Source organism: Rhodonellum psychrophilum GCM71 = DSM 17998 (assembly GCF_000381545.1).
Taxonomy (GTDB): Bacteria; Bacteroidota; Bacteroidia; order Cytophagales; family Cyclobacteriaceae; genus Rhodonellum; species Rhodonellum psychrophilum.
This window is the reverse complement of record NZ_KB906685.1, coordinates 96,695-111,139: the sequence shown is the minus strand read 5'-3', so window position 1 is coordinate 111,139 and position 14,445 is coordinate 96,695. Positions and strand designations below refer to the sequence as shown.

General features: G+C 41.0%; 16 protein-coding genes. 9 read left to right on the top strand and 7 right to left on the bottom strand.

Annotated elements, in window-relative coordinates:
• From F824_RS0117715 to F824_RS0117690, 5 genes are all read left to right on the top strand, one after another.
• Entirely contained in the window at positions 1-888 is an 888-nt protein-coding gene (locus F824_RS0117715; RefSeq protein ID WP_019599269.1) for a DivIVA domain-containing protein, read from the top strand.
• Entirely contained in the window at positions 888-1,253 is a 366-nt protein-coding gene (gene folB / locus F824_RS0117710) for a dihydroneopterin aldolase (protein ID WP_019599268.1), read from the top strand. Before F824_RS0117715 ends, folB begins: the two co-directional genes overlap by 1 nt.
• Complete coding sequence (locus F824_RS0117705; RefSeq protein WP_019599267.1) at positions 1,246-2,109, top strand: ChaN family lipoprotein; 864 nt, start codon at positions 1,246-1,248, stop codon at positions 2,107-2,109. Before folB ends, F824_RS0117705 begins: the two co-directional genes overlap by 8 nt.
• A gap of 5 nt (positions 2,110-2,114) precedes the next feature.
• Positions 2,115-2,573: a DUF4268 domain-containing protein gene (locus F824_RS0117700; RefSeq protein ID WP_026333783.1), complete on the top strand. Its 459-nt coding sequence runs from the start codon at positions 2,115-2,117 to the stop codon at positions 2,571-2,573.
• Positions 2,574-2,932: 359 nt separating this feature from the next.
• Positions 2,933-3,646 (top strand): DUF3784 domain-containing protein, encoded by a 714-nt coding sequence (locus F824_RS0117690; RefSeq protein WP_019599264.1) that lies wholly within the window; start codon positions 2,933-2,935, stop codon positions 3,644-3,646.
• Between the two features lie 100 nt (positions 3,647-3,746).
• Here F824_RS0117690 and F824_RS0117685 read toward each other — a convergent pair whose 3' ends face one another.
• The 7 genes from F824_RS0117685 to F824_RS27560 all read right to left on the bottom strand — a co-directional run bounded on the left by F824_RS0117685 (position 3,747) and on the right by F824_RS27560 (position 10,003).
• On the bottom strand, positions 3,747-5,156 hold the full coding sequence (locus tag F824_RS0117685; protein WP_019599263.1) for a Gfo/Idh/MocA family protein: 1,410 nt from the start codon (positions 5,154-5,156) through the stop codon (positions 3,747-3,749).
• A 329-nt stretch (positions 5,157-5,485) separates the two neighbouring features.
• Positions 5,486-5,692, bottom strand: a complete 207-nt coding sequence (locus F824_RS0117675) for a YgaP family membrane protein (RefSeq protein WP_019599261.1) — start codon at positions 5,690-5,692, stop codon at positions 5,486-5,488.
• A 160-nt stretch (positions 5,693-5,852) separates the two neighbouring features.
• The gene (egtD, locus tag F824_RS0117670; RefSeq protein WP_019599260.1) at positions 5,853-6,785 is read right to left on the bottom strand and encodes an L-histidine N(alpha)-methyltransferase; all 933 of its coding nucleotides are present in this window, start codon (positions 6,783-6,785) and stop codon (positions 5,853-5,855) included.
• A 5-nt stretch (positions 6,786-6,790) separates the two neighbouring features.
• Positions 6,791-7,951: an ergothioneine biosynthesis protein EgtB gene (gene egtB, locus F824_RS0117665; protein ID WP_019599259.1), complete on the bottom strand. Its 1,161-nt coding sequence runs from the start codon at positions 7,949-7,951 to the stop codon at positions 6,791-6,793.
• Positions 7,948-9,435, bottom strand: a complete 1,488-nt coding sequence (locus F824_RS0117660) for a BCCT family transporter (protein WP_019599258.1) — start codon at positions 9,433-9,435, stop codon at positions 7,948-7,950. Before F824_RS0117660 ends, egtB begins: the two co-directional genes overlap by 4 nt.
• Before the next feature lie 46 nt (positions 9,436-9,481).
• Positions 9,482-9,763 carry a DUF427 domain-containing protein gene (locus tag F824_RS0117655; protein WP_019599257.1) on the bottom strand — a complete coding sequence of 94 codons (282 nt, stop codon included), beginning with the start codon at positions 9,761-9,763 and terminating at the stop codon, positions 9,482-9,484.
• Positions 9,764-9,856: 93 nt separating this feature from the next.
• Complete coding sequence (locus tag F824_RS27560) at positions 9,857-10,003, bottom strand: hypothetical protein (protein ID WP_019599256.1); 147 nt, start codon at positions 10,001-10,003, stop codon at positions 9,857-9,859.
• A 555-nt stretch (positions 10,004-10,558) separates the two neighbouring features.
• Here F824_RS27560 and F824_RS0117640 point away from each other — a divergent pair.
• The 4 genes from F824_RS0117640 to F824_RS0117620 all read left to right on the top strand — a co-directional run bounded on the left by F824_RS0117640 (position 10,559) and on the right by F824_RS0117620 (position 14,383).
• The gene (locus tag F824_RS0117640; protein ID WP_161629726.1) at positions 10,559-11,074 is read left to right on the top strand and encodes a DinB family protein; all 516 of its coding nucleotides are present in this window, start codon (positions 10,559-10,561) and stop codon (positions 11,072-11,074) included.
• Between the two features lie 377 nt (positions 11,075-11,451).
• The gene (locus F824_RS0117635) at positions 11,452-12,126 is read left to right on the top strand and encodes a haloacid dehalogenase type II (RefSeq protein ID WP_019599253.1); all 675 of its coding nucleotides are present in this window, start codon (positions 11,452-11,454) and stop codon (positions 12,124-12,126) included.
• Between the two features lie 17 nt (positions 12,127-12,143).
• On the top strand, positions 12,144-13,283 hold the full coding sequence (locus tag F824_RS0117630) for a hypothetical protein (protein ID WP_019599252.1): 1,140 nt from the start codon (positions 12,144-12,146) through the stop codon (positions 13,281-13,283).
• A 551-nt stretch (positions 13,284-13,834) separates the two neighbouring features.
• Complete coding sequence (locus F824_RS0117620) at positions 13,835-14,383, top strand: carboxymuconolactone decarboxylase family protein (RefSeq protein WP_019599250.1); 549 nt, start codon at positions 13,835-13,837, stop codon at positions 14,381-14,383.
• The last annotated feature ends 62 nt before the right edge of the window (positions 14,384-14,445 follow it).

The following is a 14,445-nucleotide window of genomic DNA, read 5'->3' as shown; positions in this document are numbered from 1 at the left end:
ATGAGAATAACGCCATCAGAAATACGCCAAAAAACTTTCGAAAAAAACTTTCGAGGTTATGACAAGGACGAAGTAACCGCCTTTTTGGAAGCCCTTTCCAAAGACTGGGAAAAAATGGAAGAGGAAAAAAAAGAGCTTCAAAGACGTTTGGAAATTAGCGAAACCGAAGGTTCTAACCTCAAGCAAGTGGAAGCATCCCTTTTCAGAACTCTCAAAACCGCAGAGGACACCGGCGCCAGTATCATCGAAGAAGCAAACCATGCTGCCGACCTGATCCTTCAAGAAGCAAACCAAAATGCGGACGCCATGCTCAATGAGGCCCAATCCCAATCCCATAACCTCATAGAAGCCGCTGAAGCAAAAGGACGCGAAATCATGGGTAATCTCAAAGCAGATGTCACCGCAATGGTCAATGGTTATGAATCCTTGATCAACCAAAGAGAATTGACCATCAAAAACCTCAAAAAAATAGCCGAGGATCTCAGCTACAGCATCAGCCAATCCCAGGAGTCGATCAAAAAAATCAAAATCCAGGACCATGCGCGATTGGTGCATGAATTGAGCAAAACAAATGCCTTTTCCATGGCCAAAACAAATGAAATCAAGGAAGAGGAAATGACAAGACATATACTTTACCCACCCATCGTGGAGACAAATGAAACTGTCTTGATTGCTCAGGTAGAGGAGGAAGAATCAATTTCTGTCTCTGAGGATTTTGAGGAGATTTCAGAACAAATTGAAGCCAAGTCGACATTGGAGCCGGAAAAATTCAAGGTGAAAGTGGAAGAAGAAATCATGGAAGAGCAAGAAAAGCCAAGTGCTAAACCAGTTGATGAGGAAAATATCAAGAACCAAAAAGGAGGTTCCTTTTTTGATCAATTTGACTAATGGGAAAAGTATCGCTGGAAGGAATTGAATTCCATGCCTATCACGGAGTATTTGCAGAGGAACAAAAACTTGGAAATAGGTTTACGGTGGACATTCACGTGGAAACTGATTTCAGAAAGGCCATGCTGGAGGATAGTCTTAGGGATACCGTTGACTATGGGAAACTTTACAAAATCGCAAAATCCCATATGCAGGAGCCGGTGAGACTCTTGGAACATCTTGGCCATCTGATGATCAAAGATATTTTAATTGCCTATCCCAATATTCAAAAAGTAAACATCATTATTAAAAAGCACAATCCCGCTTTGGGAGGTGTTGTGAATTATTCCGTAATAAACGTTTCCTTTCCAGAAGATTATGATTAAAAAGTCGATTTTATTCCTCTTTCTAAACACACTTATTTTGAATGTTTTTGCCCAAATCGTTCCCTACCGGATTTTTGACAAGGAGGGCAAGGAAGTTGGTTTTGAACAAATGGCAGATGCAACGGCTTTGGCAGAAGTGGTCTTTTTTGGGGAACTTCACAACAACAGCTTGGCGCATTGGCTTCAACTGCAGTTGATGAAACATATGCAAAAGGGGGGAAAGGAAATGGTTTTGGCAGGTGAATTTTTTGAAAGAGACGATCAGCTTAATATTGATGAATGGTTTGCCGGCAAAATGACAGACAAAACCTTTGAGGCGGAAGCCAAATTGTGGAACAATTACCTCAGGGATTACAAACCGCTTTTGGTATTGGCGAAGGAAAACAACATCCCCTTTGTGGCAAGTAATGTTCCAAGAAAATATGCCTCCTTGGTCAGCAAGGAAGGATTGGAGGCATTGCACGCTTTATCTGATGAAGGAAAACGTTACATAGCACCATTGCCAATAGAAGTGGACAAAACATTGAAAGGATATGCAGGCATGAAAGACATGATGCATGGCTCGGGAATGAATTTGGATTTTATGATCGAAGCACAAGCAGTCAAAGATGCAACGATGGCCTTTTCCCTGTTTGACTTTTTGGGAAAAGGAAAAAGCATCTTCCACATCAATGGATCCTATCATTCCAACAATTACGAAGGGATCCTTTGGTACCTGAACAAAGCCTATCCCAACACGAAAACAATGACGATCAACACCGTGGAGCAGAAAAATACCGACTCTTTGGATGAAGAAAATAAAATGGCAGCCGTTTACACCATCGTCCTGACCACCGATAGCCCAAAAAGTTACTGATCCACATGTATTCACGTACCGAAACCGCAAAAACCAGAGAAGATTTTTGGACTGTATTTGGGCAATACATGAAGCCTGTACCGTCAAGCGAAGGGCTTAGGGTCAATTGGCAAAACTACAAAACCGGTATCAAGAAAATCAATTTCCGAATGAAAGCGGAAAAGGATTTTGTTTCCATTGGCATTGAAATCACACATCCCGATGAGGACTTACAGCAACTTTATTTTGAGCAATTTCAAGAATTCAGAAAACTCTTGACAGCTGAACTTGGGGAAGAATGGGATTGGGAACTCCATGCACAGGATGCGTTTGGGAAAGTCATTTCCCAAATACAAAAAGTCAAAAAAGGGGTGAACATTATGGATCAGAAGGATTGGCCTGAGATCATCTCGTTTTTGAAACCCCGCATCATTGCCCTGGACGCTTTTTGGGGAAATATCAAACCTGCTTTTGAGGATTTTTAATACCTCTTAGCGTGTTTCCTGTCTTCAACGCAGGAACTTAGATATTTAGGTTAAGAGCAATTTGCAGTTGTAAACAAAATGACAAATATTTGGACACTGTTTTTTTTAAAACATTTTTTAATCTAACGTAACCTGTTGAGATTTCAATTTTTTAGAAAATCATCGCAATTTCTTTCATGATAGCATCAATACTCTTCACAGAATGGATGATAATACTGACCTTTACGCCTTCAAAGTTCCCGCAAATCTTAAAGGTCTGAAACTCATATTGGCATTTAGCACGGTAATAATTAATTATATTAATGGTAATATTAAGCTACTTATCTAAACACCTATTTTTTGACTAATAAACTAAAAATATGATAGCACTATATATTGGATTGTTTTTAATTGGGATAGGATTTTTGGTGAAAGCATTTCCAAATCTGATATCAGGGTACAACACGATGTCGCAGAAACAGAAAGAAAAAGTGGATATAGTACGCTTATCTACTTTTATGCGGAATGGATTTGTTGTGATGGGCTTGCTTGTGATTTTTGGATATCTTGCTTTGAAGTTGATAGGTAAGCATGCGCTTTTAGGGTATTTTATTCCGGGAGTGATTTTGACAGGGGTGATTTTTTTGGTTTTTAAAGCAAAGAAATTCGATCAAAACGAAGGAAATATGGTAAAATCTAAGTTGAAAAATTTAATCGGGATAATAGTAATCACTTTGGTTGCTGTGATGATAGTATATGGGGTCATTCCATCCAAGTTTGAGCTTAGCGATGACAGGGTGATATTTTCAGGAATGTATGGTACAGAGATAGAAAAGTTTAATGTAGAAACAGTTTCTTTGATCAACAAAATGCCTCCAATCAAAGCACGAACAAATGGCTTGGGCTTAGGACCTATCCGAAAGGGTTTTTTTAGGATAGAAGATCAGGGGAAGTGCCGCCTGCTTCTGCATAGTTTCCAAGGGCCTTTTGTTAAGATCAGTACCAAAGATCAAGGGACGATTTTTGTGAATTTTAAAGATCAAGCAAAGACAGAATTGGTCTATGCTGAAATAATGGCGTTAAATGAATTATAGCGGATAAAATAATTCTAACTGGAAAAACTAAATGCACTAACTGTCTATGTGGTAAATTCAGACCTTTGAGGTTAAAAGAAAACCTCAAAGGTCAAAATACCTATACGATCACCTTAGTCGTGCCCCCACCCTTCAGCGTAATCTCCACTGGTTTGTTGTTTTTCCAGCTGCCTCCGGTAAAATCCGGAACATCGATCGAATTGGAGCGATGGGAAACGGACCATTCACTCAAAGGGGAAACCGCCGACCAAAGTGCAGCGTCGTACACATCCTGATCCAAAGGAAGCCCGTTTCTTAGGCAATCAATCAATCTCCAATCCATCATAAAGTCCATGCCTCCATGTCCTCCGATTTGTTTGGCTAACTCCCCCACTTTTTTAACGATTTCAGGGGTGTATTTTTCTTCCAGAATTTTCATTTCCCCTTCTGTTATCCAGCCATGACCTTGGGCAATATTTTGGGATGGATATTTTTGGGCAAAGGCTTTGGTCCCACTGATGGAATGTAATCTGGAATAAGGTCTTGGAGAAGTGACATCATGTTGGATCATGATGGACTTTCCCTTCTTGGTTTTCACGATTGTGGTATTCATGTTGCCGCCATATTTCTTCTCAGCAAAAGACCCGAAGAAGGGATCTGTCTCGGCCAATTCCCTGGCTTTTGCAGCCATGTGAAAATCATTGCTCGACAAGGATGTCAGATAATCCATTTGGTCCCCCCTATTGATGTCCATGATTTGGCAAATCGGACCCAAGCCATGCGTGGCATAGAGATTTCCATCCCGGTAGTTTTCTTTGAGTCGCCACATGTCCTGGTATCCACCCTCGCTATCTTTCTTGAAATTCAACCACAGCAAATCATGGATATAGGCTCCTTCTGTATGGATGATCTCTCCAAAAAACCCATCACGTGCCATCCCCAAAGTCATCAGTTCAAAAAAATCATAACAGCAGTTTTCCAATTGCATGCAGTGCTTTTTGGTTCGCTCAGAAGTCTCCACAAGCTGCCAGCATTCCTCTAATGTCTTGGCGGCTGGCACTTCTATGGCCGTATGCTTTCCCGCTTCCATGGCATAAACGGCCATCGGAGTATGCCAATCCCAAGGTGTTGCGATATAAATCAGGTCAAGATCTTGTCTATCGATCATCTTCTTCCAAGCATACACGGACCCAGAATATCCTTCAGGCTGGTGCTTGGTTCCTTCAAGCTTCTTTTTCATCTTGTCCACCCGATCAGGAATCAAGTCACAAAGCGCTTTGATTTCCACCCCTTCAATTTTACTCAAGCGGTCTACGGCACCCGGACCACGCTGCCCCAATCCAATGATTCCAATTCTTACTGTAGGAATTTTCGGCGCAGCATACCCCGACATATTAAAAAGCTGGGAATGGGTTCTTTGACTTTGAAAGAGAATTTGCTCGGGCGTTTCCGCTTGGGCGAAATTTGGCAAAGCCGATCCTACCAATCCTAGACCTGCAAGCTTGATAAAATCTCTACGGTTATTGCTCATGTTCATTTGGGGCTTAATCATTGATTGAGATAATAAAATTTCAATTTAGGATTTATTCTTTTTTGTCAAATGACCATTGGTGAAATTTGGTAAAAAATGCTACAAAAAAAGCAATCCAATAGGGATTGCTTCATGTTTTTGACAAAATTCAATTTGGGAAGACCAAACCATAGCGGAAAATCTGCGAAATCTACCAATTGCATCATCCAATGAAGTGAATCCAACCATCCGGAAAGATGTAGTCTGCATGGCACATGCGGTTAATCAACGCCTAAACCTCAAGCAAAAAATGCAAAGGTTTAATATCTGCAAATAAACTTCCTAAAGTATTATCTCTTTGTTGGGCAAGTTTTGATCCCTACAAGCGTGTAAAGTGGGCAAAAACTGACCAAGCTGGTCAAAAGGAAAATAACCGCAACCACCAGGAGCACAATACCCAAAGGCCCGGACACAACGCCTGCAAAATATAAGTATGCCGCAATCAGGGCAATAATGGTACGGATGGTTCTATCCGCAGTTCCCATGTTCTTTTTCATGATTTGAGTATAAAAGTGTGTGTTTAGGAATGAAATAAAAAAACCAACCCAAAAATCACAGAAAGGCAAATCGCACAAACGGCTATCAATTTTAAGAAGGCTTTCATTGGATTAAATTTAAACCAATTTTTGGTTATTTCAGTATGACTTTTGTCACATATCACTTCCGAAACAGACTCAAAGAATAATACCCTTTGCTGTCCGTAAAATGCCTATCCCAGGAAAATCCGGTTTTCACAGCCATTTGATCAAGCTCCTTTAAGCTGTATTTTTGGGAAATCTCTGTGTGAATGGTTTCATATTTTTCAAAGTGAAACTGTTGACCGTCGATGTGGACGTCCTGATCCTCCAAACTAACCAAAAAACTCAAGGCTGCTCCATCCAAGGGATTGTACACCCCGTAATGCTCAAATGCCTCCAACTCAAAATCACCACCCAATTCCCGGTTGATCCTTTCCAGTAAGTTTAGATTGAACCGCTTCGTCACTCCTCCTTCATCATTATATGCCGCCCTGATCACATGTGGGTTTTTCTTAAGGTCCACTCCCATCAGAAAAAAATCTCCTGGTTTTAGAAATTCATTGATAAAACGAATGAATTCAATGGATTTTTCCCCTTGAAAATTCCCAATATTGCTTCCCATAAACAGGACCAACCTCGGCTTCTCCCTATTTTTCAGCTCCTTGATCGTGACAAAATAATCTCCTGCCATTGGGACCACTGGCAAGTCTCCAAGCCTTTCCTTAACATGCTGCTGATTGACCTCCAGAATATCCCCTGAAATATCCATCGGGACATAGGTAAGCCGTTTTCCCATCTGTATGGCTTTTTCCAAAAAAACCACGGTTTTGCTTCCATCACCGGCACCCAATTCTATCACATCAAGTTCATCAAAAGGAATTTGTCTGAGGATTTCCCCCGATTGTTGGACAAGGATCTCCGTCTCGCATTCCGGGAGGTAATATTCTTCCAATTGCATGATTTCTTGAAAAATCCTTGACCCTTTGTCATCATAAAAGTATTTTGAAGACAAATATTTTTGTTCCGCACTCAAGCCTTGGAACACATCCAATTTGAAATTATTGTTATCCATAAGTATTATTTTGCCAATCTAATTCCTGAAAAAAGCCATCTTGAAGAGGCTGGAAAGAAGTTTCTGTATGTTTTTCTGCTGTGTCCCTTTGGAGTTGCCACCGAAGCCCCCCGCAGCACATTCTGATTGATCATAAATTTACCATTGTATTCTCCCAATGCCCCGGGGGCTTTTTTGAACCCCGGATAGGGATGATAAGCACTGTAAGTCCATTCCCAGAGCTGCCCCCAATTGAGACGATCTGCTGCCACCTCCCATTCAAACTCGGTTGGCAACCTCATCCCCTTCCACGTCGCAAACGCCAAGGCTTCATAAAAACTCAAATGCGCGACGGGCAATTCCTTTTCAACTTCCCGAAATCCCTGAAAAGTATACTGAAACCATTTCTCATCTTGCTGATGCCAGTAAAATGGAGCCTGGATTTTTTCCTTCAGAATATAATCCCAACCCTCTGCGAGCCAAAGGTTAAAATCCCCATAACCACCCGCAGCCATGAATTCCATGTATTCACCATTGGTCACCAAAGTATCCGCAATCTGAAAATCGTGCAAAAACACCTTGTGTTGACCACATTCATTGTCAAAACAAAAATCATCTTCCGAAGCCCCGATCGCGTAAATCCCTTCCTTGAATTGGATAAAGGTGCGTTCCATTTTTTCTTTTTGTAGGGAAAATGAATCCCCATAAATGGGAAAAGTGGGTTGATTGCCCAAGATATATTTGATGTCATAGACGAGCAATTCCTGATGCTGTTGTTCATGGTTGACACCAAGGGTGATCACTGCTAAAATTTCAGAAGAAAGATCACTTTTGTCCATGAATTTAAGGAGTGCCTCGGTGACATATTGGCGATAGGCGATCACTTCCCTTACCGGGGGACGGCTCATCAAGCCCCTATTGGGACGAAGCACCCTGTCTCCTGCATTGTTATAATAGCTATTGAACAGATAGGCGAAATCGGGAGAGAAAATACGGTAATCCGGATCATTGGGAACCAATACAAATTGCTCGAAAAACCAGGTTGAATGTGCCAAATGCCATTTGGGTGGCGAAACGTCCTCCATGGGCTGGGGGACATAATCTTCCACTTCCAAAGGGGCGCAGATTTCTTCTGTGGCTTTTCTGGTTTTCAGCAGTAGATTTTTCAAAGCTTCTATCTTGTTCATGTTGTCTTCGTGGTCGTGTAAAGTTTATAAACGAAATAAATCACCATTCCTGTAAAGAGAAAAGTGAAGGGTAAGGCAAAAAGAATCATCAATTGACTTACCGCTTCCAACAATTGATCCTTTCCGATCAGGATCACTGCAATGGTAAACAATGCTATTGTCAATCCCCAAAACAGCCGATACCTCCTTTTTGGTTCGGTGCGACCTTCATCACTGAACATACTCAAGACAAAAATCGCAGAATCCACAGAGGTAATCAAAAAGGTAAACACCAATACCGTGGCGATGGCATTGCTCCAAGTGGAAAGAGGAAACAAGTCAAAGAAATTGAAAATGGCGCTATAAATGGAATCAAATTTAGAGGAGTGAACTTCACTTGCCTCGATCAAACTGAAGGCATTTGCACCAAAAACCGTAAACCAAAGAAAAGTCCCCAAAGCGGGAATGATCAGGGTTCCCAAGATAAATTGTCGGATGGTTCTCCCTTTGGATATCCTGGCAATAAAAACACCCGTAAACGGCGTCCAGGCAAGCCAAAATGCCCAGTAAAAAAATGTCCAATCGGTAAGAAATGCATTGGAAACTTTATGACTACCCACATTGATGCTCATAGGTATAAATTCAAGGAGATAAGCCCCCATTGATTTCAACAAAACACCAAGCACAAGCCACTCAGAACCTACGATCCATACAAAGACCAGCAGCAATAAAGCCATGCCTATATTCAAGTTGGAAATAAACCGAATGCCTTTGTTTACACCCATAAAGGCCGAAATCGTAGCCAGTACACAGACCAAAAGCACCAAAAAAACCGTTTGACCGGAAGCCAGGTTTTCTGCTCCGGTCCAATAGGAAATAGAACCCAGCAACTGCCGGCTCCCCAAACCCACGGCAGCAACCACTCCCAGAAGGGTGCAAATTATGGTGAGTACATCGATCAAAGTGGCTGAAATGGTTTTTCGGTAATTTTCGTTTAAAATTGATGAACTCAGGATCGTGCCATTTTTCTCATAAAGATTATAGGCGATCACCAAACCAAATAATCCATAAAAAGCCCAAGGCGTCAATCCCCAGTGGAAAAAAGTGTACTGCAGCGCGAACTCACCTGAAGAAAGGGACGATTCCCTTGGAGGATTTGCGTAATAATAGACCGGTTCCTGTACTGCTCTCAAAAGCAATCCTGCCCCCATTCCGGTACTGTAAAGCATGGCAATCCATGAAAACCATCGGTATTCAGGTTTCTCTGTACCCAGCCTTTTTTTTCCCACGGAAGAAAATGCAATGATGAAGAGCAATAAAACCGAAGCCAATCCCAGAAACAAATAAAACCCGCCAAAAACCTCCAAGATTTCATGGGTCCACTCACCCAGTTTGGTTTTGAAAAAACCGGGAAACAGAAAAGCAATGCACAAAAACAAAACACAGAAAGCACCCGATGTATAAAGGGTGCTTTTCTGTGTGTCTATTTTTTTGGATAAAAACATCAATGAAAAGGTAAGTTAGCAGTTTTTGGATAAATCACACCCAAGATTACCGCTCAACTTTTACCCCTTTCCAAAATGCAACATGACCTTTTATCTCTCTAGCCGCAGGTTTTGTGTCGGGATAAAACCAAGCAGCATCTTTGTTGATTTCTCCATTTACCTCAAGGGAATAATAGGAGGCGACCCCTTTCCAAGGACATACGGTATTGGTGTTGGAGGATTTAAAGTATTCCATGTGGATCGTGTCTGCGGGGAAATAATGATTTCCTTCCACTTGTACGGTGATATCACTTTCGGCAATTACGGTATTGTTCCAGATAGCTTTCATTTTTTGCTGGTTTGCTTGTTTATATTTTATTTATTTTTTCATTTGTTGAAGGAGAAGGATTTCTTCTCTTTGGTCTGAACGGAGAAGATTCGATTAGCTTGCCATCACCAAACCTTCCAACCAAGTCGGGATCAGTTCCGGGACGGCCATGTGAATTTGTACAGAATCCATGATGCCGGCATAAGGAACATCTGCATACGCGGCATTCAGGTCAACACTAATGATTCGATCACCTCCCAATCACAAAACAACTGCCCCCGTATTTTGTTGGAATCTGCGTCCACAATGGTCCACATAAAGCCGGATTATGCATTAGATTTCGTGAGGTGGACTCTTTCAATAAAAGCTACTTTTTCCCCAAATTCGACCAGCTTAAAGACCAGGGGCATGCCTGTATGCCCTGAGCCGATTGCAGTTGCGTCATATTCCATATTCATCATTTATGTTCAAAAATCGAAAGGTTTTAGATGAAAATATTTTATTCTTCTGGGTAAGGAGTATCGAAGTTTAAACCCTCATGCTTAAAGCCCAAAAAACCCAATTCTCATTTTGTTATTCCCACTTCGAATTCCTGAATGGGCTTAAATCTATCAAGCAAAGCCAACATGTACTGTCGGATAATTGACATTTCTGGCCTTTTCAGACCTCATGGAATATAACTGTCAGAAAATTAGGTCATATTTGACAACAATATTTCTGCCTTAGCAGCCATGGATGGATGCTCAGACAGAGAGGAAAGCCTCCCTATATTCCAGAAAGTTTTCCTGTAATCATTTCCCCTTAAATACAATTTCGATGAAATCATTAGTCATTGCCTTTTTTTTCCTATGCACAATCCCCCATCTTCAGGCTCAGCAATATTTCGAAGCGCAATACCCAAAAGTGTGGGAAAGAGCCGCTGCCTACACCCATGCCGTAGCCGAACAGATGCCGGAAGATCAATATGGTTTCAGGTCTGCAGCAGGGGCCATGAGTTTCGGAGAACAGCTTTTGCACATTGTGGACAACATCAGCTTTTTGGCAGGAAGAATTTCCGGGGAAACCAGACTTTTTTACAACAAAGCTGACAGAGAAAATCTCAGCAAAGCCCAAATCATCGACATCCTTGAAACCGCCAACCAGCATGTAGCAGAGCTGATTTCCGGGATTTCAAGTGATGAACTTCAAACATCTACCACATTTAAAGACGTGGAAATGACGCATGAAAACCTTTTTTACCTGCTTCGTGACCATCAGGTACATCATCGGGGGCAGTGCTTGGTTTACATGAGAATGGTAGAAGTAAATGCCCCTCCCTATGTTGGTTGGTAAGAATATTTTATTCCCAATGATTCAACGTATACACCCAAGTAATTTTTGAAGTTTCGCAATACTTCAACTTTAAATCTAATTTTGCAGATCCGTCATTAGTGATGCAACCCAAAAAATGCATTCCGTTTCTTAATCGGGTTGAAACTGCAAGAAAATCAGACCATTAGGAGAAGAGTTCATCTTGGCGATATGCAGAGGTCAAAAATTTCATATAACAAACTGATTATTAAGTAATATCAGGTTGGAATAGAAATGGCAATACACAATAAGGGTTCAAAAATGTGATCCATAAATCTGTGTGAAACCTTATGGATTTTATGGCTTCAAATTTTGGGCACAACAATTTCGATGAATATCAATAGACCAAACAATCCTTCATGAATAAAAAAATCAATCTCCTGATTTTCGATGTCAACGAGACACTGCTTGATCTTAGGCCTTTGAAAACAGCTATCAACCGTGGATTTCAGAATGATACAGCCTTTGACCAATGGTTCTCATTGTTGCTTCAATATTCATGGGTGGAAACAATCACGGAAGAATTCAGAGGTTTTGGTGAAATCGGAAAAGCAGTGTTGGAAATGCTGGCTGAAAAGCAAAACAAAAAGTTTTCGGCAGGCGAAATCGAGAATATTCTGGATTGGATCAGGAAATTGCCTCCACACCCGGATGTTGTAGAAGGACTGGAAATGCTCAAAAAGGAAGGGTTCAGGATGGTTGTTCTGACCAACGGCACTTTGGAAGTAGCCAAAGAACAATTAAAATATTCAGGATTGGATGCGTATTTTGAAGACATCTTCAGTGTGGAAAGCGTCAAAAACTATAAGCCACATGGCATGAATTATCAGAAAGTCCTAGGTCAGATGAATGTATCAGCCACGGAAGCCATGATGGTAGCCTGCCATGCATGGGATATCACAGGAGCACAAAGGGCCGGATTGCAGGGCTGTTTCATTGCCAGACCTGGGATGGTTTGGTATCCATTGGAAAATCGCCCTATGATTTTAGAAAACACCCTAAGCCAAGCGGCAGCAAAAATCATTGAACTTTGAATTTCCAGAAACAACCTATGAAAGTCGATACCATCAATTATCCAGCAAACAAAGAAGCCTTGAAACAAAAAATTGAGTCTTGTGACAATCCTTATTTGTTATTTCAAATTGAGAAACTTTTAGATAGAAAAAACACCGTAGCCCCCATAGGGAAGTTGGTGGGCGAATACCCTTGGTTGATTAAAGAAGGTGTGCCTCGTGATATGGAGGTCCGGACAAAACTTGAACCTCCCATTCATTCCACCATAGCCAGGTACGATTCCAGGATGGCACCCTACCTTTATTACATAGGTTTATTTATGCTGGTCTTGGCTGCCGCACTGATCAATCTGATGTCCAATGAAGGCGAAAATATTGGAGTGGCCTTATTCCAAAGTAAAGTTGCCTTGATATTTGGATTGCTTTGGATTGTATTCTTGGTTGACTTTCTGATAGTTTATTTCCTGTATCTGAAATCAGAAAGCAAGCCTCCCAAAATAACGCTTTATCTCAGAGCTTTTGTTTTGTTATTTCCTCCCCTTAGAATTGGTGCACAGCATTTAGAAGATCCCTCCCTTCAGTGGATTCCTTTTATGGGATGGTCTTTTAGGAATGAAGGGCTGCTGAAAGATGTAAAGGAAAAATTCTCCATTCCGATGATTGTTATCGCATTGCTTATTATTCCCGTACTGGTTATAGAATGGAAATTTTACGAACCCTTGGAAGCATTTCTAAAGACGGACTTGTCCTTTGTGCTGGACATGACCCAGGCTTTCATCTGGTTGGCTTTTGCTTTTGAATTCATCATGATGATCACTATCAGTAGGGAGAAAATGGCCTACGCACAACGAAATTGGATAGATTTATTGATCATTTTCCTCCCCTTTATCGCATTTATCCGGACCATGCGGGTCATCAAGATAGCACGCCTTTCACATCTTTCACGCGGCTACAAACTTCGGGGTTTGTTCATGAAAGCCAGACAGGGACTTTTATTGGCCGGGTTTCTTTATAAGATTGTCAGTTTGAAAGAATTCCAAATCAAAAGTTTAAAAAAGAAGCTTGACGATAACAGAAAAGAACGTGAAATTATAGAAGAGGAGCTTGTGACTTTGTATCAAACGGCAAAAAAGAAAAACAAGAAAATGTGGCGTAAGAGTACTTCACAGTCAAAATGAATGCCTTCATCCGATTCAAAAATTAGCGCTTTTGAGGTTTTTTGCATGAAACACCCACTATAAACTAAACATCCGTTCTCCACATACCGGCATTCGGATGATTTAATTTGGTATAGTAAAAGATCTCTTTTTACCATTCTTTCCTCTATTCAGAGTAAAAGATCAGTGGATTTTTCCTCATCAGTTTATGAGGGCTGAAAAAATTGATATTGTGCTTACTTCTCCCCCTTTCCAACCCATCCTGATTTCACCGTGGGAACCTGAACAGGCATTTAGCAAACCACTTGGTGCTGAATTCCAGAGCATTCCTATTGGGTTTTGAACACCTGTTGGGCATTACCATCGTTTCAGGATATGTTATCGATTCGTCGGCAACAAGACAACTCTCCTATGTCAATAATATTAGGTTTGAATTGTTGATAGACTTCTAAAGGAAATTTTAAGCTCAATCATCCCCCAAAGGAAAAATTGACATGTCATCGGGCAGTTTTGCCATTTAGGCACAGACCAATTTGCCTCACCTTTGTGACATCAATTAAAACAAAAATAACATGAGCACAGAGACATTGAATTTTGAAGTCCCAACATTGGACCAAGTATCAGAAAAAAACAAAGGCATATTGACGGCTATCAAAAACCAGGTAGGATTTGTTCCAAATATCTATGCCACCTACGCATACTCTGAAAATGCACTGGAAAGGTACACTTCCTTTGCCAATGGCAAAACCACTTTCAACAACAAAGAAAAAGAGGTCATCAATCTGGTGGTTTCACAGGTAAACGGCTGTTCCTATTGCCAGGCTGCCCACACCGCTATCGGTAAAATGAATGGTTTTACAGAAGAGCAGATCATCTCCCTTAGAAAAGGTGAAGCCCCTTTCAATAAAAAGTATGATGCCTTGGTCAAAACAGCCAAAGCCATTACGCTAAACAAAGGGAAAATCGAAGATGCTGTATTGGAGATTTTTTTCAACTCAGGGTACAACAAAGAAAATCTAGTTGATCTTATCGTCGCAATAGGTGAAAAGACAACAACCAATCTGCTTCACAATGTGACAGGAGTTGAAATCGACTTTCCAAAAGCCGTAGAATTGAGTTAATTGTTTGGTTTATGCATATTTTCACGAAGCCGTTTCCGATGAAAACGGCTTCGTGAAAATTT